Below are 26862 nucleotides of genomic sequence, written 5' to 3'. Positions count from 1 at the left end.
GGTCCGACATTCAAGGAACCTCCGCTGCCGCAAGGTAGCTTCGCCCAACCCTTTTCAAGGATTGGGCTTTTTTTGCTGCCTTCTGTGAGTCGTGCCTTGCGGTGCGCGGGAACGTCAGGGCCGTTCGCCGTGGATATAGAACTCGAGCTGCTGAATCGTGAATTGCTGTTCAGCGATGATGTTCTTCACCAGGTCGCCGATCGACACCATACCGACCAGTCTGTCGTTGTCGATCACCGGCAAGTGGCGCATGCGGCGTTCGGTCATCAGCGCCATGCAGTCTTCGGTGGACTGGTCGGGGCGGACGAAGCGCACGGCTTTGCTCATGATGTCGCGCACCGGGGTGTCCTTCGACGACCGGTCCATCAGGACGACTTTGCGCGCATAGTCGCGCTCCGTGACTATGCCGGCGATGCTGTCGCCGTCCGTCACGACCAGCGCGCCGATGCCTTTTTCGGCCATCAGCTTGATCGCCTCGTAGACGGAGTCCCCGGCCCCTATCGTATAGACGATGGTGTTGTTCGGTTTCGTTTTGAGGAGTTGTGCAACGCTTGTCATGGAGCGGCTCCGTTTCGCAATGCAGCACGCCGGCGCGGCGCGCTGTCGTGAGGGACAGGCGTTTCCAGTATAGGCTTGAGCTGCAATCGGGTACATCGGGAATTCCTGTGGCGCGCGGCGCGTCAATCTGAGGTATTCACGCGGCGCGCGCACCGGTTTCGTGCGCGGTGCATGGACAAACAGGTGCAGCGAGCCGATTAGCGGTAAACTCCCAGTCCATACCTAATCCCCGGTTTGATCGGGTTCATGTCAGCACCACTGTCCAACGCCATGCTCACGTCTCACGATCCGTCGCAAGCAACAGACGGCGAAATCAGCGGCGAGTGCGTCGTCCTCGACGCCACCGCCACGCTTCCCACGCGCTACGGCACGTTCACCTCCTACGTGTTTCGCGTGGTCGAAAGCGGCGCCGAACATCTCGCGCTCGTGATGGGCGATGTCGCCGACAAGTCGTCGGTGTTGACGCGCCTGCATTCCGAATGCCTGACGGGCGACGTGCTCGGCTCGTATCGCTGCGACTGCGGCGAACAGCTCGATCTGGCGCTGCGCTATATCGCGGCCGAAGGTTGCGGCGTTCTGCTGTATTTGCGCGGCCACGAAGGGCGCGGCATCGGCCTGTCGAACAAGATTCGCGCGTACGCGCTGCAGGAACAGGGGCGCGATACCGTAGAGGCCAATCTCGATCTCGGCTTGCCCGACGACTCGCGCGAATATGATTCGGCGGCAGGCATTTTGCGCACGTTGAAGGTCACATCAGTGCGCTTGATGAGCAACAATCCGGAGAAATTCGACACGTTGTCGAAGCACGGCATTCCGGTGTGCGAGCGGGTCGCGCTGGCGATCCCGATGCGCGAGGAAAACGAGCGCTATATCCGCACCAAGCAGTTGAAGTTCGGACATTACTTCGAAGAGAACGAGTAACTGCCTTAAAGGCGAATTAAAGCTGAAGCGCGTCGGTCGCCGTTTGCAAGCGGCGACCGGCGTTGTAGCGTTGGTTTCGACGGTATAACGATGCGCTTCATTTCAGTTCGCTTCGCGTCACATCACGACACGACAACTTAAAACAAACCAAAGTCGTCGTTGCTGTCGGGAATCGCGTCGAGTACATCCCGAAGCGCACGCCAGCCGATCAGTCCCGCGAGACTTGCCAATAGCATCGCCAGCCTGCGGCCGGGGATGCTGCTGTTTGTGCGCGTGGCGAAGCGATGCTTTGCCGCCACGTTCCGCGATTCCATCGATACGCGTAGCAGAGGGCAGGTGTGCATGTCGTTTCTCCTATGACGTGCGCATTCAGCGTTCAGCCGCAGCCGCGGGGACTGTTGCCACGCGAGGCAGGATCGAAGCGAACACGTCCGCGAGAGCCGTGGCGCCGAAGCGCCGTTCGCTGATTGGCGCTTCGACGTCGATGCGGCCGGCGTTGTGCGCGTCGTACAGGTCGGTGATCAGGCGCGCGTAGTTCGCCCCGAATCCGGCGCCCTGGAGCATGGCGGCCCATTCGCCGCGCGGCATGTCGTGTGCGACGATCTCACGGTGAGCCAGTGCGCCGAATGTGCGCGCAACGTCGAACGAACTGACGCGCTCCTCAGCTTCGATGCTGACCACGCGCGGCGATACCCTGGCTGGGCGCTCGTCGAGCAGCAACTCGGCGGCGAGCAGTCCGACGTCCTGTGCGGCGACCGTCGGAAACAGCTTGCTCAACGGATGATGCAGGCTCGGCAGCACGCCTTTCGCGAGCGCGATCGGCAACACCCGAGCCCAGTTCTGCATATGCTCGGCGGCGCGTAAAAAGATCAACTGAGTGGCGACGGGCGCAAGCTGCGTCTCGAGGTAGTGGAACAAGGTCGTGATACCGGTGCCGTCGGCGTGCTCCGCGCCATAGTCGGACAGTGCGAGCACCCGTTGCGGCGGATTCTCGCGCAATGCACCGGCGCCCACGTCGATCATGCGGCGCATCGTGGCGGCCGGATCGGGGTCCGCATGCGGCACGGGACACAGCATCTGCACGGCATACGCGCCGTCGATAGCCCGCGCAACCGAACGCGGATCGAGCAGATCGGCCAGTGCAATCTCACAGCCGAGGTCCGCCAGCAGTTCGCCTTGCCGCTCGTTGCGCACCACCGCGCGTACCTCGCGGCCCGCCCGGCGCAACGCCGCTGCGCTCACTCGACCTACATTGCCTGCTGCTCCAAAAATCACAAACACGGTGGGCTCCTCGTGGACTTGGTGTGCTGTCATCATAGGGACGCGCGAGTGAGGAAACGCGCGGGCAAGGATCGCGGTGCGCAGATTCGGATGATTGGTTTTTTACGGCGCCGCTGCACGGAAGATCAGAGGTCGGAGCAAGCCAGGCGAAACGGCGCAAAACACCGCACAATGCAGCTACATTGGCCGTCATCTACGAGGGAACGCCATGAATGCCGTCACACCCATACCGCAACCGCACAGTGGTTCCCGCATCACCTTGCGTTCCAGCAAAGCGCTCGGCTGGCGGGGCTTTGGCGCGGAACTGGTGAGCGTCGCCGCGGGGCTGCACCGGATTCCTGCGCTCAAGCATCACCGTGTGGGCGTGCATGTCGGCGCGCCGGTGAGAGCGCGTTGCATGTGCAACGAACGCCGCTATGCGCGGATTCAGGCGCATGGCGATGTCGATGTGATTCCGGCGGGGCTCGACGGGCAGTGGACCGATGAATCCGCGTGCACGATTTTCAGCGTGTGGTTCGCCGAAGACTTCGCGCGCAAGACCGTCGAGCAGCTGGAGCTGAAGTCGAGCGAAACTGGCCTTCGTCCGCAGTTTCAGATGCGCGACCCCCGCTTTCAGCATCTGGCATGGGCGTTGCGCGCCGAACTCGAAGCCGACGATGCGTCCGATCCGCTCTACGCGGAAAGCTTGTGCACGGCGATGATCGTGCGGCTGATCGGCGGTGCGCCGATGCTCGATAACAAGCGCCGCACGCTCGCGCCGAAGACGGCTGCACGCGTGATCGACTTTATCGAAGCGCATCTGGATCAGCGTCTTACGCTCACCGAACTGGCCGCGCATGCGGAGTTGAGCGTGCCGCATTTCAAGGTGCTGTTTCGCGAAACGCTCGGCATGCCGGTGCATCAATACGTGGTGCAGCGGCGTGTCGAGCGGGCGAAAACGCTCTTGCTGGACGGCGGGTTGAGCGCGAGTCAGATTGCGCTGGATACGGGGTTCGCGCACCAGAGCCATATGGCGCATTGGATGAACCGGTTGTTGGGGGTGACGCCGCGTGAGCTCATCAAATCCAGTGCGAATGCAGGCAGCATCATCGAGCTGAATTCGCTGAATGCCCGCCGCATCACGACACCCCGATAAGCATTCGAAACGCAGTGCAGCATCAGCAATTTGGAGTTTCCGCTCTATTGCCCTCAACCGATTTCCATAGCTAAATACGCGGACTTCGCAACCGGAGGCCGTTATATGTCGAAATCGAAGGGTTCTCGCATCGTCGCGTGGGTAGTCGCCGCCGCTATCGCCAATGCCCCGCTCGCCGTTCTTCTGACACTCGCGACGCCAGCCGGTATCGATCGCGCGGTCGCCGCCACGTCGAGCGTCAGCGCCGACGATTACGCGGCGACCCGTTATCCGATCATCCTCGTGCACGGTCTCGCAGGCACCGACAAATTCCTCGGCGTGCTCGACTACTGGTACGGCATTCAGTCGGATCTTCAGCAGCATGGCGCGACGGTGTATGTGGCCAACCTGTCAGGCTTCCAGAGCGACGACGGTGCCAACGGCCGAGGCGAACAACTGCTCGCTTACGTGAAGCAGGTGCTCGCGGCAACCGGCGCGCAGAGAGTGAATCTGATCGGCCATAGTCAGGGCGGCCTGACGTCGCGCTATGTCGCTGCGGTGGCGCCTGAACTGGTCGCATCGGTGACGACCATCGGCACGCCGCATCGCGGCTCGGAGTTCGCCGACTTCGCGCAGGACGCGCTGCAAAAAGATCCGACCGGCTTGTCGACGCCGATCATCGGTGCATTCGCAAATATATTCGGAATCCTGACGAACAGCTCGCACAGCACGAATCAGGACGCGGTGGCTGCGCTCAAGACGCTGACCACGGCGAACGCGGCGGCCTACAACGCGAGCTATCCGAGCGCGGGGCTCGGCGCGGCGGGCTCGTGTCAAACGGGCGAGGCGACCGAGACCGTCAACGGCAACACGCACCTGTTGTATTCGTGGACGGGCAGCGCCATTCAGCCGACCTCGGTGCTCGGCATCACCGGTGCCACCGATACGAGCGTCGCGCCGCTCGATCCGGCCAATCTCCTCGATGCGTCGACGCTCGTGCTGTACGGCACCGGCACCGTCATGGTGAGCCGCCAGTCGGGGCAGAACGACGGCATGGTCTCCGTGTGCAGCGCGCTGTACGGCAACGTGCTCGGCACCAGCTACAAGTGGAACCATCTCGACGAGATCAATCAGTTGCTCGGCGTCCGTGGCGCGAATGCGGAGGACCCGGTCGCGGTGATCCGCACGCACGCGAACCGGTTGAAGACGCAAGGCGTTTGAGCGGATGCGCCGGTTCGACGGGCAGCGGGGCAGGGCACGCAGTCGGTGGCTGGTGTTTGCGGCGGTGGGCGCGCTGTCAGCGGGCGCCGCATGGTGGTTGAACGGTGCGCCGTCCGCGCGCGATGCGTCCGCCGCGCATTCGGCTAACGTGGCGAGTACCACACAAGCGCCGCTCGCATCGAGCTCGGACCCAGCCGCGCGCGTGCAAACCGAGGGCGCTTTACCGGCTTCGCTCGTCGGCTCAGCGCCACCGCATCTGCCGACCGACGGCCGGGGTCATCTGGCGCACACGCGTGCGGTCCGCGATTTCTTCGACTACTTTCTGACGACGCAAAACGAGGTTTCGGCCGCCACACTCGACGCATTGGTGCGTCGTCAGATCGCGGCACAACTCGACGGCACACCGGCCGCCGACGAAGCATTGGCCGTCTGGCCGCGCTACAACGCCTATCGCAGCGCACTCGCGCAGATACCGCAAGCGCCGGCGCAAAACGGCGCAAAGATGGATCTGGACGCGCTGCAACTCGCGCTCGATCAGCGCGATGCATTGGGTACGCGGTTCATGGGCGACTGGAACGAAGCATTTTTCGGCGGGGAATCGCAGCGCCAACACACGGATCTGGCACGCCTGCGCGTCGCGTCCGATACCTCATTGAGCGACGCGCAGAAAACCGCGCGTCTTACCGCGCTCGATGCGGCATTGCCGCCGGAAATACGCGCGGTGCGGGAACGGGCACAACAGCAGCAGGCATCGATCGACGCCATCAGCCGCGCACAAATGCAGGCGCAAAAACAGGGCGCCTCGCCAGAAGCGCTGCGCGCGCAGATCACGCAAACCCTGGGCCCCGAGGCGGCGGAGCGCGTCGTGCAAATGCAGCAAGCCGACAACGCCTGGCAAGCCCGTTACGCCGACTACGCTACCCAGCGCGCTCAGATCGACAAACAGGATTTGCCGCCGCAGCAGCGCGAGGCGCAAATCGCGCAGTTGCGCCAGCACTTCTTCGCGAACCCGAGCGACGCCATGCGGGCGGCGTCGCTCGATCGCAGTTCGGGAAGCTGAGCCGGGGCTCGGCGAACGAGGCGAAGGCGGCGAAGGCGGCGAATCAGCCCGGCGCTGCGCCGGTCAACTGCGCATACACATCATGCGACAGTTGCAGCAGCACCTTCCGGTCAATGCCGCCTGACACCGCGTAACCGAAGTCGCCGTCCACCCAGTAGAACACGTTCACCGGTCCGTCCTGATAGAGCTTGAACGCGGTCGTGTTCGCATTCACCTGACGGCGCGAAATGCACAGCGTCACGCGTTCGCCGTTCGGGCCGCGATACATGAACTGCGCGGTCGGTCCGTCGGCGCCGGGCAACAGGCGGCCACCCGACAGGTTGAAACCGCTCTTCGACAGAATCGGCGGATGCACGTTCGTGCCGAGCCGGTTGGACAGCCACTGCACGAACTCCTGGTCGCGATCCGCGCCGATATCGGCAGGCCGGTCGATGGCGGGCATATAAACCACATGCGCGACTGCGGCTTGCCGCGCGAATCCTTCGGCGGCGTCCGTACTGACTGCGCGCGTGTCCGAGCCCGAGCGGCTCGCGAGCGGCGCGACGACGTCCTGCCCCATATGCGTGCCCACGCCGATGCCGATCCCAAGCACCAACGCCGCGGCCATGCCGGCGAACTGCGGCCAGTTGGCGGCGATGCGCCAGCGGCGCCGACCGGCGGCAGGCGCTTGCAGGCGCTTGGGCACGGGCTCGCTCAGCACGCGGTCGTAGCGCTCATGGAACATGTTATTCAGCGAGAAATAATCGCTGACGCGCGCCGCCAATTCGGGGCTTTGTTCAAGCGCGCGCTCCACCTCGACACGGCGCTCGTCGGACAGCGTGCCGTCCACGTACGCGTGAAGGTCCTCTTCGCCGATCGGCATGTGTTGGTCGCTCATCGCACCACCTGTAATTTCGCACCGGGCTGCGTGCCCGCCATCAATGCCCGAAGCCGCTCGCGACCGCGCGAAAGCCGCGACATCACCGTGCCGATCGGAATGTTCAGCGCGAGCGCCACGTCGGCGTAGCTCATTTCTTCGAGGCCGACCAGCAGCACCACTTCGCGCTGCTCCACGGGCAGGCGCTGCAACGCATAGTCGAGGTCGCGCATTTCCAGCGAACGGGTCTGATCAGACGGCACGGCGAATTCGCTTTCGTGCACGCTGTCGTCGTCGACCGGGACGTGCACGGCGCGCACTGAAGCCTTGCGTGCCTGATTGGCGAACACGTTATGCATGATCGTGAACAGCCACGCGCGCAGGTCGGTGCCTTGCTGGAACATGCCGGTGCGGCCAAGCGCGCGTTCGAGCGTGTCCTGCACCAGATCGTCTGCCAGATCACGGTTGTTGATCAGCGCTCGCGCATAGCGCCGCAAGCGCGGCACATGCTCCATCAACTCGTCGCGGACATCCATTTTTCATCCCAATCGTCGGGCTGCTCGTGGTGCGCCGGGTGGGCGGCCGTCGGCTCGGCCACCACGCGCATTTCAGGTGCGAACACGCGTGGGCGCATTTTATTCCCTTGCCGATGATGCGGCCGTCGAGCGTCGTGGAGCATCGGATCGCTACCGCATCGTCAGTGCATCGGCGGCTCGCATCAGGCCGTGCGTGCGGGCGTCACCGGCAACCACGAAGCGTTGCCACTGCGCCGTCCAGGTCAGCAGGCGGATATCGCCGATCCGGCGCGCGGCCCATTGTGGCTGCGACGGCGCGAGCGGCGCCAGGGCGGACATCAACACCACGGGCCGGTTGTCCGCATTCAGATAGACGAATTCGCCGGCTCGCTGAAAGGGGCCGAGCGCGACAGACCTTTCGTCGACGAGCCGCAAGCCGACCGCTGCGAGGTCGGGTGCCGACGTGCCGGTTCGCGTCGGCGAAGCAGCGGAGAACTGCCCGGCAGCGGTTTCCGCCAGCGCCATCACGGCGGCGTTGTTCAGCGCCCGAGCGGACACCTCGGTCGCCGCGAGCCAACCGCTGGCGCTTGCCAGCACCAGAACGAGCGCCGCTATCGTCTTCATGATCCTGCTGTGGCGCATCGCTGTCCTCAGCCGGCGAAGGGCGCCGCGCAATGAAAGGCGCCGTCCTGTTACGCGATCCGTCGCCGGTTCGTCAGTTGTTTGAAAGGCCCGTTGAATCTGCGTATTCAGTCTGCCGTAGAACGCCACGCGGCGCGCTTCTGTCTGATCTTTGCCCAGATAGTCCCGCAGAAAAGCGGCGCGTTCCGGCGTCAGCATGCCGTCGGCGTACGCCTGAATGTCCGCTTCGGACAGCGGCGAATCGCGGTGGGAGTCGATGGGGTTCATGGTGCCTGCATGCGTCGAATTTCAGCTATCGAGTGGCAAACACCTGTACGCACCGGTTTATTCCATACGCGTGACGAACCGTCGGCGACACCGCCGGATGTCGTGCGAACCCATTCGCGCGAGGTTTTATTCCGCATTCCAGTTATGTTTTTTTTCGCGAATCGACGCAGGAATAAAAGCGGGAAACGCGGGGTTCTCCCTCGTGCAAACCCGCACAAAACTCACTGGAGTTCATCATGAAGAAGATTGCATTTGTCGCATTGTCCATCGTCGTGCTCGCCGCTTCGTCGAGTGTTTTTGCACAAGGCAAGACACGCGCTCAGGTGTACCAGGAATTGATCGAAGCGCAGCAGAACGGTCTCGACTATGTCACCGATGCGTCGTACCCGGACGTGAGTCCGGTCTTCGCACAACAGGTCGAGCACCACAAGGAAGCGCTCGCCGCTCAGGCGGCGGCCGCTGCCAGCCGCGTTGCAAGCAGCAGCGCGCCGGCAGGCAGCGTCAATTGAGCGTATCGACAGCCGGCGCGCGTATCGAACGCGCGCGCCGGCTATCGAGTGGAATAGTTCGCATGCGTCGCGTGTTAGCCGGCATGTGAACCCGTTCCAACGCCAAGGAGTCTTCGTGACAAAACCGTCCGTTTCCAACCCCGCACCTGTCTGCGTGCCGTGCCGCCTTGCCGCGATCGGCGCGGTGGTGCTGGTTCTCGCCGGCGGCTTTGCCTATACGGCGGGCTGGCTGACGCCCGCGCGTCTTACCGCGCCGCGTATCATCAATACGTTCGAAGCCGTGGCCGGCAAGCCGCATCCGGGCTATCGCCGCAATCATGCAAAGGGCCTGTGCGTAGCGGGCTATTTCGATAGTAACGGCAACGCTGCGGTGCTTTCGCACTCGGTCGTATTTATGCTTGGCCGCACGCCGGTCACGGGCCGCTTCGCGGTTCCGGGCGGCAACCCGTCCGCACCCGACACCAGTTCGCCGGTACGCAGCATGGCCTTGCTGTTTCAGTTGCAGAACGGCGAGCAATGGCGTACGGGCATGAATTCGACGCCCGTGTTCGCGGTTCATACGCCTGAGCAGTTCTATCAGCAACTGCTTGCCGCGAAGCCCGATGCGACCACCGGCAAACCCGATCAGGCGAAACTGAAAGCGTTTTACGCAGCGCATCCGGAGACCCGGCCTTTTCAGGCATGGGTGAAGGCGCATCCGCCGTCGTCGAGTCTGGCTAACGCGGCGTACTACAGCATCAACGCATTTCGTTTTACCGATAGCGCGGGCAATAGCCGCGCCGTGCGCTGGACGATGGTGCCCGAGACGCCATACGCACCGATCACCGACGCGCAAAAGGACGAGAAGAATTTCCTGCAGGCCGACCTCGATCAACGCCTGCAAGCTGGACCGTTGCGCTGGCATCTGATTCTGACGGTCGCGGAACCGGGAGACCCCACCGACGACGCCACCCTGCAATGGCCCGACGATCGTCGGCATATCGACGCCGGCACGCTGGTGATCGATCGCACGACGTCGCAGGAGGACGGCGCATGCCGCGACGTCAACTTCGATCCGACTATCTTGCCGGCCGGCATTCAGCCTTCGAACGACCCGCTGCTCGCCGCGCGCTCGGCGGCTTACGCGCTTTCATACCAGCGCCGTACGCGCGAAGAGGCGCTGCACCCGTCCATTCATCAATCACAGACATCACAGACATCACAGACATCACAGACATCACAGACAAACGGAGCTCGGACATGACGCCGGCGCACGCACATTTCAGTCCGCTCGCGCGGCTCTTGCATTGGATGATGGCGCCGCTGATCGTCGCGATGCTGTTCATCGGCGTGGGGATGGTCGCGACCGTGTCGCACGCGCATAACACGCTGATTGCAATTCACAAACCGTTGGGCATCGCGCTGCTCGCGTTGGTGCTGTTGCGTGTCAGCGTGCGGATCAAGCGCGGCAGCCCGCCGCTGCCCGACGATATGCCCGCGCCTCAACGTGTCGCCGCCAAGGCATCGCATCTCGTGTTGTATGCGTTGATGGCGGCGATGCCGTTGATCGGTTGGGCGATGTTGTCGGCAGCCGGCTATCCGGTCACGCTATATGGTCCGCTGCATTTGCCGCCGATCGCGCCGCACGACGTCCGGCTCTTTGCGGCGCTGCGCGCATTGCATACGTGGCTCGCGTTTGCGTTGTTCGCGACCGTGTTGTTGCATCTCGCCGCGGCGCTGTTTCATGGACTGATCCGCCGCGACGGCGTGTTTTCGAGCATGGCGCGGGGCGGGCCGATCCGGTCCGCTCAGCCTTTCACCCGCTCCGAGCGCGGATCATAAGGCGCCTTCAGATGCACGGCAGCCGGCAGCAGATCGCCGGCGACGTCGATCGCATATCGCCCGCTGTTCAGATACCCGGTATCGGCAACGCCGTCCGGATTGTTGATGTAGCCCATCGCCACCGGACAGCCGAGCGTGTGCCCGAACGCCGCCGAACTGACGAAGCCGACCGGTTCGCCGTCGCGCAGAATCGCTTCGCCGCCCCACAGCATGCGATCGGCGGCGCCGTCGGCTGTCAGCACCACCATGCGACGGCGCAGCGGCTCGGCGCGCAGTTTCAACAACGCGTCACGGCCGCGAAACGGGATGTCCTCGTCGAGCTTGCACGCGAACGACAAACCCGCTTCGAACGGATTCGTATCCGGGGTGAGCTCGCGGCCCCATGCGCGATAGCCTTTTTCGATGCGCAGCGAATCGATTGCGTAGTAGCCGGCGTTGACGAGACCGAACGGCTTACCTGCGGCGTGCAGCGTTTCGTACACGCCGACCGCGAATTCGACCGGCACGTACAGTTCCCAGCCGAGTTCGCCGACATAGGTGAGGCGGGTGGCACGCACCGTCGCGTAGCCGAGGTCGACTTCGCGGCTTTGACCGAAGGCGAAGGCCGCGTCGCCCCAGTCCGCTTTCGAGACGCTTTGCAGCAACGCGCGCGAGCGCGGTCCCATGACGGCGAGCACCGCGTATTGGCCGGTGACGTCGACTAGCGTGCAGTGCCTGTCATGGGGAATCGCCTTTTCGATGGTGTCGAAGTCGCGCGTGGTTTGTGCGGTGCCGGTAACGAGTAGATATTGATCGTCGGCGAGGCGCGTCAGCGTGAAGTCCGATTCGTAAGTGCCGCGCTCGTTGAGCATGCCCGTATACACCGCGGTGCCCGGCGGCACGGCCACATCATTCGCGACGATATGCTGCAGCACGCTTTGCGCATCGCGCCCCTTGACCAGAAATTTGGAGAACGACGTCATGTCGAACAGCGCGACGCCTTCGCGGCACGCGCGATGTTCGGCGCCGCTCCACGGCAGCCAGTTCTGCTGGCCGAATGCGTAGTCGATGCGCGGCTGTGCGGGCGTCGGCGCGAAGAAGTTGGCGCGTTCCCAGCCCATCTTGCTACCGAAGCAGGCACCGTCGTCGCGTAGCAGCGCATGGAGCGGCGAGCGGCGAAACGGCCGGGCGCTGTCGAGTTCGCGATTCGGCCACGGCATCGCGTAATGCAGGCCGAGTGTTTCCTTGACGCGATCGTGCAGCCACGTGTCGTTGCCGTTAAAGCGCGCGAAGCGGCGGATATCGACCGGCCACAGATCCATGGTCGGCTCGCCCGCGACGATCCATTCGGCGAGCGCCATGCCCGCGCCGCCCGCCGACGCGATGCCCATCGAATTGAAACCCGCGCCGACGAAAAAACCCCGCAACTCGGGCGCTTCGCCGAGCATGAAGTTGTTGTCCGGCGTGAACGATTCGGGGCCGTTGTAGAACTGCCGGACCTGGGCCGTTGCGAGTGCGGGCACGCGCTGCAACGCGTTTTCCATCAGGATTTCGAACTGATCCCAGTCGTCGGGCAGCAACTGGAATTCGAAATTCTCCGGAATGCCGTGCATGCCCCACGGTTTCGCATTCGGCTCGAAACCGCCCATCACCAGACCGCCGACTTCCTCCTTGAAGTAAATGAAGCCGTCCGGATCGCGCATCACCGGCAGGTCCGGGTGTACGCCGGCGATCCGTTCGGTGACGATGTAGTAGTGCTCGGCCGAATGCAACGGCACCGTGACGCCGCACAAGCGGCCTACCGCCTTGGCCCACTGGCCGGCGCAATTGACCACGATGTCCGCGCCGAGCGCGCCTTCTTCGCCGTCCTTGTTGCGCCACGCGATACCGCTGACTTCGCGGGCGCCGTTGGCGCGGCGCTGCGCGGTGCGCGTGTGGATCGCAGTCACACGCGTGTTTTCGACGACGCGGGCGCCTGGGTCAGATCGGTGGGATTCGCCTTGCCGTCGCCGGGGAGCCAGACGGCGCCGAGCAGGTCGTCGGTGCGCATCACCGGCCACAGCTCGCCGGCTTCCCGCGGGCCGATCACGTCGCAAGCCACGCCGTAAGCGCGCGCGACGGCGGCGGTGCGCTTGAGTTGCGTCATCCGCTCGGCGGTGCGCGCCACCGACAGCGAGCCGCATTGCTTCCAGCCGGTCGCGAGGCCGGTATCCGCTTCGAGTTCGGCATAGAGCGCGGTCGAATAGCGAATCAGCTTCGTCGTGCTTTCCTGCGCGCGCAACTGGCCGACCAGCCCGGCCGCGTGCCAGGTCGTGCCGCACGACAGTTGCCCCTGTTCGAGCAGAACCACGTCTGTCCAGCCCGATTTCGCGAGGTGATAGGCGACGGAGCACCCGATGATCCCGCCGCCGACGATGACGACGCGGGCGTGAGTGGGGAGTGGTGTGGACATATGTTGAAATACGTTGAACATGTTGGCATAGATTGCCGCAGAAAAACACAAAATGCAACGATTGTTGTAGCAGTGCTCGCATCATTCTGGCGTCATACGTGCGTGGCAATACGACGGCGCTACCCTACATCCCGCGCCTGGCAGGTATCACGCTCATGGCAAGAAGAAGTTGCCCCGCGATAACGGTTTGTGGATTTGGTTGGTAACTCGTGGATTTTCAATGTTGTGCAACGCGGCTTTTGCTAGACTCGCCGAATAGCCACCGTTCAAACCCCATGTTCTCCACCCAACGCCAAGCCGAAATCCTGCGTCTCGTCCGCGAGCAGCGTACCTGCACGATCGCCGATCTGGCCGGCCGCTTCGAGGTTTCCGACGAGACCATCCGTCGCAATATCAAGCCGCTGATCGCCGACGGCCTGCTCGTCAAAGTTCACGGTGGCGTGATGCTGCCCGAGCGGCTCGACGAGCCGCCGTTTCAGCGGCGCATGGTGGCGAGCCGCGAAGCCAAGCAGGTCATCGGCGCGCGTATCGCTGAACTGGTGCGTGACGGCGACTCGCTGATTCTCGAAGGCGGCACCACCTGCCTGCACATCGCGCAGGCGCTGTGCGCCCGCTCGCGGCTGACGGTCGTCACCAATTCCGTCGAAGTCGCCCGCACACTGGCACCGCGTAACGGCAACCGCGTGTTCATCGCGGGGGGCGAGTTGCGCGCGGATGACGCCGCGGTGTTCGGCGACAGCGTGCTCGCCTTTCTTCGCCAGTTCCACGTGCGCTACGCGATCGTCTCGGTCACCGCGATCGATATGCAAGGGCGTTTCATGGACGCCCAGCCCGCCGACGTCGCGTTCTCGCTCGCCGCTTTCGCGCAGGCGGAGCGCCGGGTGGTCGCGGCGGATTACTCGAAATTCGGCCACAGCGCGCTAGTGCACGCGTTTGGTCCGGACGCCGTCGATCTGCTGGTCACTGACGAAGCGCCGGCGTCCGCGCTGGCACAGGTGTTCGCCGCGGCCGGGCTGGAAGTCAGTGTCGGCGCACCGGAGCCGCAGCCTGAGCGCGGCGTCCCCGGGTCGAATGCTGAAACCGGTATCGACGCCGGTCCGGCCGCCCGATCCCCGCTCTAGGCCATTCGTTCGGCGGCTCGCGCCGCCTCCACAGCCAACTCCGTCCAACGCGTAAAATGGCCGGTTACCACGGACAATCGAGGCCGTGGCGGAAATACGCCGGCAGGCGGGATGCACCGCTTGCCGCGTTGATTTTTCGCCCGTACGCGCCCGTGCCGGTCTGAATAGGGATGGAATACGCTGATGTCGTCGTATTTTTTTGATCGAGACCAGATTGCGGATTGGCTGGGTGAGCACACGGTGGCCAAAGCCCGTTCGGTCGGCGCCGTCACGAACCTGCGATGGGACGGCGACACGCTGAGCGCCGACGTGCAGGGCACGCAAAGCCGCCCGTATCACACGAGGGTGCGCTTCCATCATGGCAAGCGCTCGACCTGGGCCGACGCGGACTGCACCTGCCCGGTCGGGACCAACTGCAAGCATGCTGCCGCCTTGCTGCTCGCGGAGCTCGAGTATCACGAAGAGATGGACCATGTGACCCATGTCGACATGGACGAGCATTGGCCGCCCGAGCATCCGCAGGGGGAGCGGGTGGGCCGGGGGGCAAAGCCGCAGCCGCCGTCCGGCGTGCGTCCCGAGTTGGTCAGCTGGCTGGAGCGTTTTCGCGCGCGCGCCGAGGCCGCCGACGCGCTCGTCCAGAAGGCGAGCGCCGCGCGCACCCAGACGCTGGCTTATCTGCTCAACTGGTCCAGCTTCCACAAGCGCCACGAGGTCGTGCTGTACCGTGCGCGCTGCAACCCGGACGGCGCGGTTGTCGAAGTCGGCGAAGCGTGGGGCAATGTGGAAGCGGCATTGCTGAAACAGCCGAAGTTCGTTTCCGACGAGGACCTGTCGATCCTGCGCGGCCTCTGGCTGGGCCGTTCCCGTGAAGACTTCGGCCAGTTCATTCTGCGCGGCGCGAACGGCGCGGAAATGCTGCAAAAGCTGATTGCGACGGGGCGTCTGTTCTTCGAATTCAAACCCGGGCCCGGCCGTCAGGGGCCGACACCGCTGTCGCGCGGCGCCGACCGGCCCGGCCGGATCGAATGGGAGCCGCTCGCGGACGAGCGGCTGCGTCCCGTGCTGTGCACCGAGCCGCGCGCCAGCATGGTGCTGCCCACCGAGCCGGTCTGGTATGTCGACGGCGTCTCGAACGAGGCCGGCATCGTCGCGTTGTCGCTGCCGTTCCAGCAGTTGCCCGATTACCTCGCCATGCCGCCGATCTCGCTCGCCGAAGCGCCTCTGGTTGCCGCGGTGCTGCGCGAGATCGCGCCCGATTTGCCGCTGCCGCCCGCGCACGACGCGTCGGCGATTCGCGTGATCGACGTCGATCCGGTGCCGGTGCTGATGCTCGATAGCCACTCGCTGCCGTCCGGCGGCAAAGCCGGTCAGCGCAAGTCCGAGGCGGTGGAACTCGCGGGCGTCAGCTTCGACTACGACGGCATCAGCATCAACGTCGACAGTAGCGTCACGCTGGTGCCAGTGCCGGGCGGCGACGTGATTCATATCCGGCGCCGCTACGAGGTCGAAAAGAAACGCCTGCTCGAATTGCGCAAGACCGGCCTGCAACGGGTCCCGACCAGCCGCGTCTACGCCTCGCGGCTATTGCCCGACACGATGCTCGGTCTGCCGGACGCGGACGCGTGGTCCGCCTTCGTCAACGACGCCGTGCCGGAACTCGCGAGCAAAGGCTGGCGCATCAGCATGGCGCCGCAATTCCGCTACAACGTCATCGAGATCGACGCGATCGACGGGACCGCGCGTCAGGCGGGCGACGGCTGGTTCGATCTCGAGATGGGCATCCGGGTCGGCGAGCGCAATGTGCGGCTCGAGCCGCTTCTGGCCGACCTGTTCCGGCGCGACCGGCGCTGGCTCGGCGGTGCGCTGGAAGCGATCGCCGACGACGAGCCGATCGAGCTGAAGACGGAAGAAAACAAGCGTCTGCGGCTGCGCGCCGACCGGCTGAAACCGGTGGTGCGCGTGCTGGTCGACCTGTTCGACGCGTTGGGCGGCTCGCTTGCCCAAGGCAAGGCGCTGCGTGTGCCTGCGGTCGATGCCGGCCGGCTGGAAGCGTTGAACAGCACAGGCCGTTGGCAGTTTCAGGGCGAAGCTTCGATCCGCCAATTGGCACAGCGCCTGCAGGCCGGTCCGGGCTTGCGCGAGGTGCCGGTGCCACGCGGGCTGCGAGCGGAATTGCGCGCGTACCAGCAGCAGGGGCTGAACTGGATGCAGTTTCTGCGCGAACACGATCTGGCCGGCGTGCTGGCCGACGACATGGGTCTCGGCAAGACCGTGCAGACGCTCGCGCACATCCTCGCGGAGAAGGAGGCCGGGCGGCTCGACCGTCCCGCGCTGATCGTCGTGCCGACCACGCTCGTGCACAACTGGCGCGAGGAAGCGCGCCGTTTCGCGCCGGAACTGAACGTGCTGGTGCTCAACGGCCCGCAGCGCAAGGAGCGCTTCGAGCAGATCGGCGAGCACGAACTGATTCTGACGACCTACGCGCTGCTCTGGCGCGACCAGAAGGTGCTCGCCGAGCACGACTATCACTTGCTGATTCTCGACGAGGCGCAATACGTCAAGAATGCGACCACCAAAGCCGCCCAGGCGATTCGCGGGTTGCGCGCGCGGCATCGGCTGTGCCTGACCGGCACGCCGCTGGAAAATCACCTCGGCGAACTGTGGTCGCAGTTCGACTTCCTGCTGCCGGGTTTTCTCGGCAGCCAGAAAGACTTCACCAAACGCTGGCGCAATCCGATCGAGAAAAACGGCGACGGCGTGCGCCGCGCGTTGCTGGCGCGGCGCATCCGGCCGTTCATGCTGCGCCGTCGCAAGGACGAGGTCGCGAAGGAGCTGCCCGCGAAGACCACCATCGTGTGCTCGGTCGACCTGGAAGGCGCGCAGCGCGATCTCTACGAAACCGTGCGGACGGCGATGCAGGAGAGAGTGCGCGCCGCGGTTAGCGCGCAAGGCCTCGCACGCAGTCACATCATCGTGCTCGATGCCTTGCTGAAACTGCGCCAGGTGTGTTGCGATCCGCGGCTCGTGAAGGCGATCAAGGCTGACAAGGAGGCGGGTGATAAGGGTGACAGGGGTGCAAAGGTTGAAAGGGCTGAAAAGGGAGATAAGGCCCGACAAGCCGAGAAGGGCGCGCGCGTGACGCGTTCGGCCAAGCTCGATCTGTTGCTGTCGATGCTCCCTGAGCTGATCGAGGAAGGGCGGCGCGTGCTGCTGTTCTCGCAGTTCACCGGCATGTTGTCGCTGATTGCCGAGGCGCTGGAGGAAGCCGCGATTCCCTATGTGATCCTGACCGGCGACACCGCCGAGCGCAGCACGCCGGTCGAGCGGTTCCAGAAGGGTGAGGTGCCGCTGTTCCTGATCAGCCTGAAGGCGGGCGGCGTGGGCCTGAACCTGACCGCCGCCGACACGGTGATTCATTACGACCCCTGGTGGAATCCCGCCGCCGAGAATCAGGCGACCGACCGCGCACATCGGCTGGGGCAGGACAAGCCGGTGTTCGTCTACAAGCTGATTGCGGCGGGTAGCATCGAAGAGAAGATCGTCGAGTTGCAGCAACAGAAGGCGGGACTGGCCGACAGCATTCTGTCCGAAGACGCCGCCGGCGCCACCAAGTTCTCGGACGACGATCTCGACGCATTGTTTGCGCCGATGCCGGAGATTGAAGGGGGGAGATGACGTTGATCGGGTGGTTTAAACGCTGGCCCCATCCGAGTTGTTCAACAACCTCGTTTTACACGACGATGTTGACGGGCGTGCCACTCACGAAGTTGACGACGTTGCCCATCAGCTGATCGGCAAGCGACTGTTGCGCCTCGTCCGACGCCCACGCGACATGCGGCGTCACGATCACATTCGGCCGGCCTGCAATCCGCATCAGCGGATTGTCGTCGTTGGGCGGCTCGCTCGACAGCACGTCGAAGCCGATGCCGCCGATGAGCCCTTCATCCAGTGCGCGCACGAGCGCCGCTTCATCGACCAGTCCGCCCCGCGCCGTATTGATGATGAGCGGCGTGCGCTTCATCTTGCGAAACTCGGGCATCGCGAGCATGTCGCGGGTTTGCGGCGTGAGCGGACTGTGTATCGTGATGATGTCGCTGGTCTCGAGGACTTCGTCCCACGGTGTGTAGAGCGGCCCGAGTCCCTCGCGGCCCTTGTGTGCGGCGAAGAGCACACGCATGCCGAACGCCTTCGCAATCTCCGCCACACGCTGCCCGAGCACGCCTTCACCGATGATGCCTAGCGTCATGCCGCCCAGGTCGTGTATCGCATGATTGAAGAAGCAGAACTGCCCGGACTTTTGCCATTCGCCGAGCAGTACGTCGTCGCGGTACGCGATCAGGTTGCGCCGAAGCGCGAGCATTAACGCGAATGTGTGCTCGGGCACGGTGTTCACCGCGTACCCGCGAATATTCGATACGCGGATACCGTGCTGTTCGCACGCCGCCTTGTCGATACAGTCGGTGCCTGTCGCGGCGACGGCAACGAGCTTCAGGGAAGGCAGCCGCGCGATCACGTCTGCGGTCAATGGCACCTTGTTGGTGATCGCGATGGTCGCACCGTCGAGGCGCGCAGCGACCTGGTCGGCTCGAGTATGGTCGTACTCGACGAGCTCGTGTTCGAATGCCGGCCGCGCGAGCTTGATGTGCGGCGCGAGCGTTGCGCGGTCGAGAAATACGATCTTGTGCATGCTGGGTCCTGTTAATTCCTGTTGATCGGACAAAGGGGAGCGGGGCAGGTCAGAGACGACGTTTGGCCGCGGCGACAATGTGCGCGGGCGTGATGCCGAAATGTTCGTACAGCGCTTGCGCGGGCCCCGATGCGCCGAACCCCGTCATGCCGACGAACCCGCCGCGCTCGCCGAGGTAGCCATCCCAACCGAAGCGCGTCGCGGCTTCGACACCGATGCGCACCGTGTTCGCGCCGAGCACGGCCAGCCGATAGGCGTCGTCCTGCTCGTCGAACAGATCCCAGCACGGCAGCGAGACGACCGCTGTCGGAATGCCATTCTGTTGCAGACGTTCGCGTGCCTTGACGGCCAGCGCCACTTCCGAGCCTGTCGCGAGCAATGTGACGAGACGGTTTCCGCCTTCGGCTTCCGCGAGTACGTAACCGCCACGTGCGCACAGGTTGTCAGGCTCGTGGCGCGTGCGTACCAGCGGCAGCGTCTGGCGGGCGAACACCATCGTGCAGGGGCCACTGCGATGTTCGTAGGCAAGCACCCAGCACTCGGCCGCCTCGACGGCATCGGCGGGACGGAATACGCGCATGTTCGGCATCGCGCGCAACGACGCGAGGATCTCCACCGGCTGATGGGTCGGCCCGTTCCTGCCGACGCCGATCGAGTCGTGGCTGAACACGAACTTCACGGGCAGACCCATCAGCGCGGCCATGCGCATCGCGGGCCGCTCGTAATCGGCAAACGCGAGGTAGGTGACGGCCAGCGGAATCACGCCGCCGTGCGCCGCCATGCCGTTCGCCATCGCGCCCATGACGTGCTCGCGCACGCCGCAATGCACGTACGCGCCGCTGCGATCTTCGGCGTTGAACGCATGCAGGCTGCGCTTGTGGCTCGTCGGTGCCTCGAGGTCCGCGCAGCCCACCATGCGTTCCGGCAAGTACGCGAGGAGATCGTTGATCTCGGCGGAAATCACGATGCCGGCCTCGCCCTCGCCCTCGCCGCGCTCGATCGCCCGCTTGCGATAGTCGTCGAGCCCCCGTTGCCACCCGTCGGGAAGCCGGCCTGTCTGGATGCGCTCGAATTCGGCACGCGCATCGGCGGGCAAGGCGGCGAGACGTTCGTGCCAGTCGCGATATTCCGCCTGGCTGCGTCGGCCGGCGTCGCGCCAGCTGTCGAGCACATCGCGCGGAAGGTCGAACGGCGCATGCGGCCAGCCAAGTTCGTTGCGCGCGGCATCGGCGTCGGCTTCGAACAGCTTGCCGCTGTGTCCGCCGCGTTGTCCCTGCAGGCGCGCGATGCCGCGCGCAATGACCGTGCGGCAGGCGAGCAGCGACGGGCGCGGATCGAGCCTCGCAACGGCCAGCGCGGCGGCGACGGCTTCGATGTCATGCCCATCGACTTCGATCACATGCCAGCCTGCGACACGAAACCGTTCGCTCACGTCCTCGCTGATCGACAGCGACGTGCTGCCGTCATCGGTGATGCGATTGTCGTCCCAGCAGAGAATCAGCTTGCCGAGCTGCAGATGCCCGGCGAGCGAAATCATTTCCTGGCCGACGCCTTCCTGCAGGCAGCCATCGCCGACGAATGCATACGTGTGGTGATTCACGATGCCGTCGCCGAATTTCGCGTTCAGGTAAGCCTCCGCGACGGCCATGCCAAATGCGTTGGCGATGCCCTGCCCGAGCGGGCCGGTCGTCACCTCGATGCCCGCGGCTGTATCGAACTCGGGATGTCCCTCGCAATGCGAGCCCATCTCGCGGAAGGTCTTGATCTGTTCAATGCCGAACTGTGCGTAACCTGTCAGATGCAGCAGCGCATAGAGGAGCATCGAGCCGTGCCCGTTGGACAAGACAAAGCGGTCGCGGTCGGGCCATTGCGGATCGGCGGGATTGAACTTCAGATGTTGCGTGAACAGTGCCGTCGCGATCTCGGCCATGCCTAGCGGCACGCCCTGATGGCCTTCGCCGGCGCGCACGATGGCATCGATGGCAAGAAACCGGATCGCATTGGCGAGCGGTCGCGTTTCGCGCATTGGCACGAGTGCGGACATGACTTCTCCTTGACGCTTCGCCCTTGGGGGGCGGCTGTCGCTTGAGTAACGATGAAAAAGGGGGGCGCTGCATCCGGTTCCCGACGCAGCGCTATGTATCAGTGCAAGAACCCGATCGAGATCCACGGCACCGCGGCGACGACGATCAGGCCGATCACGAGCGCCACGATGTAGCCGACGATCGGCTTCATGCCTTCATCCGGATGGATGCGGCTGACCGCGCATGCCGAGTAGTAGCCGACACCGAACGGCGGGGCGAAGAGGCCCACGCCCATCGACAGGATCACGACCATCGCGTAGTGCACGTCGTGGATGCCCATCTGCCGCGCGATCGGGAACATCAGCGGGCCGAACAGGACGATCGCGGGAATGCCTTCCAGCACGCTGCCGAGCACGATGAACACCAGGATCGACGCTGCCATGAACATCGCTGCGCCGCCGGGCAGGGCCGCCATCGACTGCGCGAGCTGTCCGGAGAAGCCGGACTGCGTGAGCGCCCACGCCATGCCCGTGGCCGCGCCGATGATCAGCAGGATCGCACCCGACAGCGCGGCGGTGTCGATCAGCATCGGTTTCAGGCGCGCCCACTCGAAACGCCGGTAGATCAGGAGGCCTGCGAGTGCGGCATACGCGATGCCGATCGTCGACACTTCGGTCGCCGTCGCGACGCCCTCGACGACGGCAAGGCGAATCACGAACGGCAATGCCAGCGCAGGCAGCGCGATGGCCAGCTTGCGCAGGATCTCGCCACGCGTCGCGCGACGCACGCCCGCCAGGTCATCGCCGCGATAGCGCCACCAGACGACGGCGCACAGCGTGATCCCGAGCACGATGCCCGGCAGCATGCCGCCGGTGAACAGCGCGGAGATCGACACGCCCGTCACCGAGCCGAGGGTGATCAGCACGAGACTCGGCGGTATGGTCTCCGTCTGCGCGCCGGTGGCGGCGAGCAGCGCGACGAGGTCGCCGGGCTTTGCGCCACGCGTCTTCATCTCGGGGAACAGCACGGGCGCGATGGCGGCCATGTCGGCGGCCTTCGAACCGGAGATGCCCGACACCAGATACATCGCGCCGACCAGCACGTACGACAGCCCGCCGCGCACGTGGCCGAGCAGGCTCGCGAGGAATGCGATCATCGCGTTGGCCATGCCTGTCATCTCGATCAGTTGCCCGAGAAACACGAACAACGGCACCGACAGCAGGATCAGGTGCGACATGCCTTCGTCCATCCGGCCGACCACCACGCTGAGCGGCGTGCTCGTCGTGAGCGCCAGATAGCCGAAGGTCGCGAGCCCGAACGAGAACGCGATCGGCACGCCGGACAGCACGCACAGCGCGACGAGGCCGACGAAGAATATCAGCAGGTTCAGGTTGCCGAGATCCTGCAGCAACGGACTGACGGCAACGAAGCCGCCCCCGATCGCCGCCACCAGCGCGAGCGCCGCGACCGTCATCTGCCAGTTGGCCGTGCGGATCAGACGCAGGCACGCGACGACGAGCATCAATAGCGAGCCGACGGGCAGCGCCGCGGCGCGCCACGTGTTGGAAATGTCGAGCGCGGGCGTTGTGATGATGCCTTCGTCCTGGGCGAACTCGACGGCGGGGCCGATGACCAGCACGAGGAACGCGAGCGGCGCGGCGATGGCGACCACGTCGAGAAATGCCCGTACCGGCGGCGATGCCTTGCCGACCAGCGCCGTCATCCGCATATGCTCGCCGCGCCGCAGCGCCACCACGGCGCCGAGCATCGCCAGCCACAGGAACAGCATCGACGCGAGCTCATCGGACCAGACGAGCGGCGTATGCAGCAGGTAGCGGCTCGTGACGCCTGCCAGCAGCACAACGATCTCCGCGACCACCAGCAGCGCGGCCGGAATTTCGACGAGGTGCCCGAGCACGGTGTCGATCGCAGCGACGATGCGGCGTGGCGACGGATGCGGGAAAGTAATCGTGTGCATGGTGTTCATACCAGTTTGCCGACGTACTTTTCGAGCAGGCCCCAACCCTGATCGCCGTACTTCGCTTTCCAGTCGCCATAGAAGCTCGTCTTGCGCAACGCGTCGCGGAACGCCTGGCGGTCCACATCGACGACGTTGATGCCCTTGGCCTTCAGGTCGTTGCGCAGCGTACCGTTCAGCGTCGCGATGTCCGCGCGCTGCAGCATCCCGGCCGCCTCGAATTCGCGCGTGACGATGGCGCGCATGTCGGCGGGCAGCTTGTCCCAGGCGCGGCGATTGCCGAGAATCCAGTAGCCGTCCCACACGTGCGACGTGAGGCTGATCGATTTCTGCACTTCGTAGAGCTTGGCCGTGGCGATGATGGGCAGCGCGTTCTCCTGTCCCTCGACGACACCCGTTTGCAGCGCCGAATACAGCTCGTTGAAGTTGATCGGGGCAGGGCCGGCGTCGAGCGCCTTGAAGAGCGACGTGAGCATCGGCGCTTGCGGCACGCGGATCTTGAAACCCCTCAGGTCTTCCGGCGTGCGGATCACGCGCGCCGACGAACTGACCTGGCGGAAGCCGTTGTCCCACGGACGCGAGACGGTAACGATGCCGGTCTTCTCGATCTGCGCGCGGATGTAGGCGCCGAGGTCACCGTCCAGCGCTTTCCAGACCGTGTCGTAGTCGGGGAACGCGAAGCCCGTGTTGACGATGCCCGCAGCGGGCGCAAGCGTCGCCAGGATCGACGACGCCTGGTTGAAGAATTCGACCCCGCCGCTTCTCACCTGCGACAGCAGGTCGGTATCCGAACCGAGCTGATTCGCGGGGAAGACCTTGATGTCGAGCTTGCCTCCCGTCGCCGTGCGGATCTTGTCGCAGGCCTGTTGCGCGCGGATGTTGACCGGGTGCGTCGGGTCCTGGCCCGTCGCGAGCTTGTACGAGAAATCAGCGGCCGACGCGCGGCGGATCGGCAGGCCCCAGAGCGGCGCCGCCGCGGCGAGGCTCGCGCCCGCTTTCAGAAAGGTGCGTCGATCGATGCCGCTGCGGTGGTTCGAGCGGTGGCTCATGATGTGCTCCTCCAATACGGATTTGTGGTGTATCGGTCTGTTTACCGGGCAACACGCTCTCTGGCGCGTTTGCCTTTGTCCGGCAACTGTCTGTCGCGCACGGCGGCCGGACTCCGCCGCGCGTCCCGTTTGCGTCAGCCGTGAATCAGCATGCCGCCGTTCACGTCGATGACGGCGCCCGTGATGTACGACGAAATCGGCGACGCGAGAAACAGGAAGGCGCCGGCGACGTCGTCAGGCACGCCGAGACGGTCCAGCGGAATGCCTGCGAGGATCTCGCCGCGCTTGTCGTCGCTGATCTTGCCGGCGTTGATGTCGGTCTGGATCAGGCCGGGCGTCACGCAGTTCACGCGAATGCCGTCGGGGCCGAGCTCGCGGGCCATCGCCTTCGCGAGGCCGAGCACGCCCGCCTTCGCCGCCGAGTAATGCGGGCCGCCGAGAATGCCACCGCCGCGCTGCGCGGATACCGACGACATGCAGCCGATCGAACCGCTCTTCTGCTTCTTCATCTGCGGCACGACGGCTTGCGACAGATACAGCACGCCGCGCAGGTTCACGTCGAGGATGCGGTCCCAGCTTTCGGAATCGATGTCGAGCAGCTTCACGGCCTGGGTGACGCCCGCGTTGTTGATGAGCACGTCGATCGTGCCGAAATCGGCGACGATCTGTTCGACGGCGGCCTCGCACGCCTGCCGGTCGGTGACGTTGCAGGCGTAGCCGCGATGCTCAGGGCCGATGGACGCTGCGGCGTCGCGTGCCGCCGAGGCGTCGAGATCGAGGATGGCGATCTTCGCGCCGTGCTTCGCAAACATGCGCGCGGTCGCCATGCCGATGCCACGCAGCGATGCTGCGCCGGAAATGACGGCGACCTTGCCGTCGAGAAGGCGCGACTCTGACATGAGGTTGTTCTCCTGATGATGGATTCGGTAACGGTTGTCGTAATGGCGGATGACGGCGTCTAGCCGAGCCAGCCCTTGATGGTGTCGCTCATGGCTTCGGTGGAGATGCCATAGCGGTCGTGCAGCGTCGGAAGTGCGCCCGCGTCGAGGAAGGCATCGGGTAGCGCGATCTGCCGGAACGGCGGCGTGACGCCCGCGCCGAGCAGCGTGCGCGCGACTGCTTCGCCGAGGCCGCCGAGCACCGTATGGTTTTCGGCGACGATCACCATGCGGCCCGTGCGCTTCGCTTCGCGCAGGATGGTCGCGGTATCGAGCGGCTTGATGGTCGGCACGTGCAGCACGCCGACACCGATGTGGTCTTCCTCCAGCGCTTTCGCGACTTCCAGCGAGCGCATCGTCATGATCCCGGACGAGATCAGCAGCACGTCGTTGCCGTCGCGCAGCAGCTTCGCCTTGCCGAGTTCGAAGCGGTAGTCGTATTCGTCGAGCACGGCAGGGACGTTGCCGCGCAGCAGGCGTGCGTAGACGGGGCCCTTGTGCGCGGCGATCACCGGCACCATCTGCTCGATATCGAGCGCGTCGCACGGGTCGATGACCGTCATGTTCGGCATCGCGCGCATCAGCGCGAGGTCTTCGGTGGCCTGGTGGCTCGGGCCGTAGCCTGTCGTAAGACCCGGCAGCGCGCAGACGATCTTCACGTCGAGGTTGTCCTCGGCGATGGTCTGATGGATGAAGTCGTAGGCGCGGCGCGTCGCGAATACCGCGTAAGTGGTGACGAACGGCTGCGCGCCTTCCTGTGCGAAACCGGCTGCGGCACCCATCAGCAGTTGTTCGGCCATGCCCATCTGGTAGTAACGCTCGGGAAATTCCTTCGCGAAGATGTGCAGATCGGTGTATTTGCCGAGGTCGGCCGTCATGCCGATCACGTTGGTTCTGGCGCGGGCCAGTTGCGCAAGCGCGTGGCCGAACGGCGCGGAGCGCGTGACCTGGCCTTCACCTGCGATCGACGCGATCATCGCCGAGGTTTTCAGGCGCGGTTTCCTGGCGACGGTGCTCATGCTGGCCTCCCGGCATCGAGTGCTTCGAGCGCGAGCTTCCACTCGTGCGCATCGACGCGGATGAAATGGTTCTTCTCGCGTTCTTCGAGGAACGGCACGCCGCAGCCCATCTTCGTGTCGCAGACAATGATGCGCGGTTGCTTGCCGGCGTGCCGGCGGGCGTTGTCGAACGCGTGCGCGACGGCTTCGATGTCGTTGCCGTTCACGCGCTGCGTGTACCAGCCGAACGCTTCGAGCTTGTCGACGAGCGGCTCGAACGCCATGATCTGCGTCGACGGGCCATCGGCTTGCTGGTTGTTCACGTCGACGATTGCTATCAGGTTGTCGAGCTTCCAGTGCGCGGCCGACATGAGACCTTCCCAGATAGCGCCTTCGTCGAGCTCGCCGTCGGAGAAGAGCGTGTAGACGAACGAGTCCGAGCCCTTGCGCTTCAAGCCGAGGCAGCGGCCCACGGCAATCGTCAGACCCTGGCCGAGCGAGCCGCCCGACATCTCCATGCCGGGCGTGTAGCTGGCCATCCCGGACATCGGCAAACGGCTGTCGTCGCTGCCGTAGGTCTCGAGTTCGTCGGCGGGAAGGATGCCGGCTTCGAAGAGCGCCGCGTACAGCGCAATCGCATAGTGACCGTTCGACAGCAGGAAGCGGTCGCGTCCCTCCCATTCGGGATCTTCAGGGCGGTAGCGCATGGCGCCGAAGTAGGCGACGGACAGCACGTCCGCGATGTCGAGTGCCTGGCCGATATAGCCTTGCCCCTGTACTTCGCCCATCAGCAGCGCATTGCGGCGGATGCGGTAGGCGTGGTCCGCGAGTTGGGCGGTGCGCCCGGCTTCGCTCGTATTCACGCGTGTCT

At 64.8% G+C, this 26862-nt stretch carries 22 protein-coding genes and 1 pseudogene; 9 read left to right on the top strand and 14 right to left on the bottom strand.

From position 1 onward, the window contains the following. Positions 1–114: 114 nt before the first annotated feature. Positions 115–558 (bottom strand): CBS domain-containing protein, encoded by a 444-nt coding sequence (locus tag DLM46_RS25835; protein WP_115105276.1) that lies wholly within the window; start codon positions 556–558, stop codon positions 115–117. 270 nt (positions 559–828) lie between these two features. On the opposite strand from DLM46_RS25835, the gene ribA reads away from it, so the two are divergent. Next, positions 829–1479, top strand: coding sequence for a GTP cyclohydrolase II (gene ribA, locus DLM46_RS25830; protein WP_115105275.1), 651 nt, complete (start codon positions 829–831; stop codon positions 1477–1479). 137 nt (positions 1480–1616) lie between these two features. On the opposite strand, the gene DLM46_RS39145 is transcribed toward ribA, so the two are convergent. Both DLM46_RS39145 and DLM46_RS25825 read right to left on the bottom strand, forming a co-directional pair. Then, positions 1617–1823, bottom strand: coding sequence for a hypothetical protein (locus tag DLM46_RS39145; protein WP_133300380.1), 207 nt, complete (start codon positions 1821–1823; stop codon positions 1617–1619). A gap of 25 nt (positions 1824–1848) precedes the next feature. Beyond that, on the bottom strand, positions 1849–2760 hold the full coding sequence (locus DLM46_RS25825) for an NmrA family NAD(P)-binding protein (protein WP_115105369.1): 912 nt from the start codon (positions 2758–2760) through the stop codon (positions 1849–1851). Positions 2761–2968: 208 nt separating this feature from the next. Here DLM46_RS25825 and DLM46_RS25820 point away from each other — a divergent pair, with 208 nt between their 5' ends. The 3 genes from DLM46_RS25820 (at position 2969) to DLM46_RS25810 (ending at position 6155) form a co-directional block, all read left to right on the top strand. Beyond that, the gene (locus tag DLM46_RS25820) at positions 2969–3895 is read left to right on the top strand and encodes an AraC family transcriptional regulator (RefSeq protein WP_115105274.1); all 927 of its coding nucleotides are present in this window, start codon (positions 2969–2971) and stop codon (positions 3893–3895) included. 105 nt (positions 3896–4000) lie between these two features. Then, on the top strand, positions 4001–5095 hold the full coding sequence (locus tag DLM46_RS25815; RefSeq protein ID WP_115105273.1) for a triacylglycerol lipase: 1095 nt from the start codon (positions 4001–4003) through the stop codon (positions 5093–5095). A gap of 4 nt (positions 5096–5099) precedes the next feature. After that, positions 5100–6155: a lipase secretion chaperone gene (locus tag DLM46_RS25810; RefSeq protein ID WP_115105272.1), complete on the top strand. Its 1056-nt coding sequence runs from the start codon at positions 5100–5102 to the stop codon at positions 6153–6155. Between the two features lie 43 nt (positions 6156–6198). Here DLM46_RS25810 and DLM46_RS25805 read toward each other — a convergent pair whose 3' ends face one another. From DLM46_RS25805 to DLM46_RS25795, 3 genes are all read right to left on the bottom strand, one after another. After that, positions 6199–7032, bottom strand: a complete 834-nt coding sequence (locus DLM46_RS25805; RefSeq protein ID WP_115105271.1) for an anti-sigma factor family protein — start codon at positions 7030–7032, stop codon at positions 6199–6201. Beyond that, the gene (locus tag DLM46_RS25800; protein ID WP_115105270.1) at positions 7029–7547 is read right to left on the bottom strand and encodes a sigma-70 family RNA polymerase sigma factor; all 519 of its coding nucleotides are present in this window, start codon (positions 7545–7547) and stop codon (positions 7029–7031) included. The genes DLM46_RS25805 and DLM46_RS25800 overlap by 4 nt, the downstream gene beginning before the upstream one ends. Positions 7548–7697: 150 nt before the next feature. Further along, the gene (locus DLM46_RS25795) at positions 7698–8435 is read right to left on the bottom strand and encodes an anti-sigma factor family protein (RefSeq protein WP_115105269.1); all 738 of its coding nucleotides are present in this window, start codon (positions 8433–8435) and stop codon (positions 7698–7700) included. A 236-nt stretch (positions 8436–8671) separates the two neighbouring features. On the opposite strand from DLM46_RS25795, the gene DLM46_RS25790 reads away from it, so the two are divergent. The 3 genes from DLM46_RS25790 to DLM46_RS25780 all read left to right on the top strand — a co-directional run bounded on the left by DLM46_RS25790 (position 8672) and on the right by DLM46_RS25780 (position 10765). Then, the gene (locus tag DLM46_RS25790) at positions 8672–8944 is read left to right on the top strand and encodes a DUF4148 domain-containing protein (protein ID WP_115105268.1); all 273 of its coding nucleotides are present in this window, start codon (positions 8672–8674) and stop codon (positions 8942–8944) included. A 115-nt stretch (positions 8945–9059) separates the two neighbouring features. Beyond that, positions 9060–10187: a catalase family peroxidase gene (locus DLM46_RS25785; RefSeq protein WP_115105368.1), complete on the top strand. Its 1128-nt coding sequence runs from the start codon at positions 9060–9062 to the stop codon at positions 10185–10187. Beyond that, positions 10184–10765, top strand: coding sequence for a cytochrome b (locus DLM46_RS25780; RefSeq protein WP_115105267.1), 582 nt, complete (start codon positions 10184–10186; stop codon positions 10763–10765). Before DLM46_RS25785 ends, DLM46_RS25780 begins: the two co-directional genes overlap by 4 nt. Here the strand turns inward: DLM46_RS25780 and DLM46_RS25775 are convergent. Then, positions 10732–13196: pseudogene (locus DLM46_RS25775) on the bottom strand (GcvT family protein). The gene DLM46_RS25780 and the pseudogene DLM46_RS25775 sit on opposite strands and share 34 nt — an antisense overlap. Positions 13197–13471: 275 nt before the next feature. Between DLM46_RS25775 and DLM46_RS25770 the strand changes: the two are divergent. Further along, positions 13472–14317: a DeoR/GlpR family DNA-binding transcription regulator gene (locus DLM46_RS25770; RefSeq protein ID WP_115105266.1), complete on the top strand. Its 846-nt coding sequence runs from the start codon at positions 13472–13474 to the stop codon at positions 14315–14317. Between the two features lie 183 nt (positions 14318–14500). After that, positions 14501–17992, top strand: coding sequence for a DEAD/DEAH box helicase (locus DLM46_RS25765; protein ID WP_115105265.1), 3492 nt, complete (start codon positions 14501–14503; stop codon positions 17990–17992). 55 nt (positions 17993–18047) lie between these two features. Here DLM46_RS25765 and DLM46_RS25760 read toward each other — a convergent pair whose 3' ends face one another. The 7 genes from DLM46_RS25760 to DLM46_RS25730 form a co-directional block, all read right to left on the bottom strand. Continuing rightward, positions 18048–19004 (bottom strand): D-2-hydroxyacid dehydrogenase, encoded by a 957-nt coding sequence (locus DLM46_RS25760; protein WP_115105264.1) that lies wholly within the window; start codon positions 19002–19004, stop codon positions 18048–18050. Between the two features lie 49 nt (positions 19005–19053). After that, complete coding sequence (gene tkt, locus DLM46_RS25755; RefSeq protein WP_115105263.1) at positions 19054–21048, bottom strand: transketolase; 1995 nt, start codon at positions 21046–21048, stop codon at positions 19054–19056. 98 nt (positions 21049–21146) lie between these two features. Beyond that, positions 21147–23006: a TRAP transporter large permease gene (locus DLM46_RS25750; protein WP_115105367.1), complete on the bottom strand. Its 1860-nt coding sequence runs from the start codon at positions 23004–23006 to the stop codon at positions 21147–21149. A gap of 5 nt (positions 23007–23011) precedes the next feature. Continuing rightward, a complete protein-coding gene (locus tag DLM46_RS25745; protein WP_115105262.1) occupies positions 23012–24055 on the bottom strand; it encodes a TRAP transporter substrate-binding protein in 1044 nt (347 codons plus the stop codon). A 134-nt stretch (positions 24056–24189) separates the two neighbouring features. Then, positions 24190–24954: an SDR family NAD(P)-dependent oxidoreductase gene (locus tag DLM46_RS25740; RefSeq protein ID WP_115105261.1), complete on the bottom strand. Its 765-nt coding sequence runs from the start codon at positions 24952–24954 to the stop codon at positions 24190–24192. A gap of 59 nt (positions 24955–25013) precedes the next feature. Next, positions 25014–26012 (bottom strand): transketolase family protein, encoded by a 999-nt coding sequence (locus DLM46_RS25735; protein WP_115105260.1) that lies wholly within the window; start codon positions 26010–26012, stop codon positions 25014–25016. After that, entirely contained in the window at positions 26009–26854 is an 846-nt protein-coding gene (locus tag DLM46_RS25730; RefSeq protein ID WP_115105366.1) for a transketolase, read from the bottom strand. Before DLM46_RS25730 ends, DLM46_RS25735 begins: the two co-directional genes overlap by 4 nt. Between the last annotated feature and the right edge of the window lie 8 nt (positions 26855–26862).

Source organism: Paraburkholderia lacunae, from assembly GCF_003353175.1.
Classification (GTDB): Bacteria; Pseudomonadota; Gammaproteobacteria; order Burkholderiales; family Burkholderiaceae; genus Paraburkholderia; species Paraburkholderia lacunae.
Note: the sequence above shows the minus strand (reverse complement) of the source record. Positions and strands in the feature narration are given on the sequence as shown.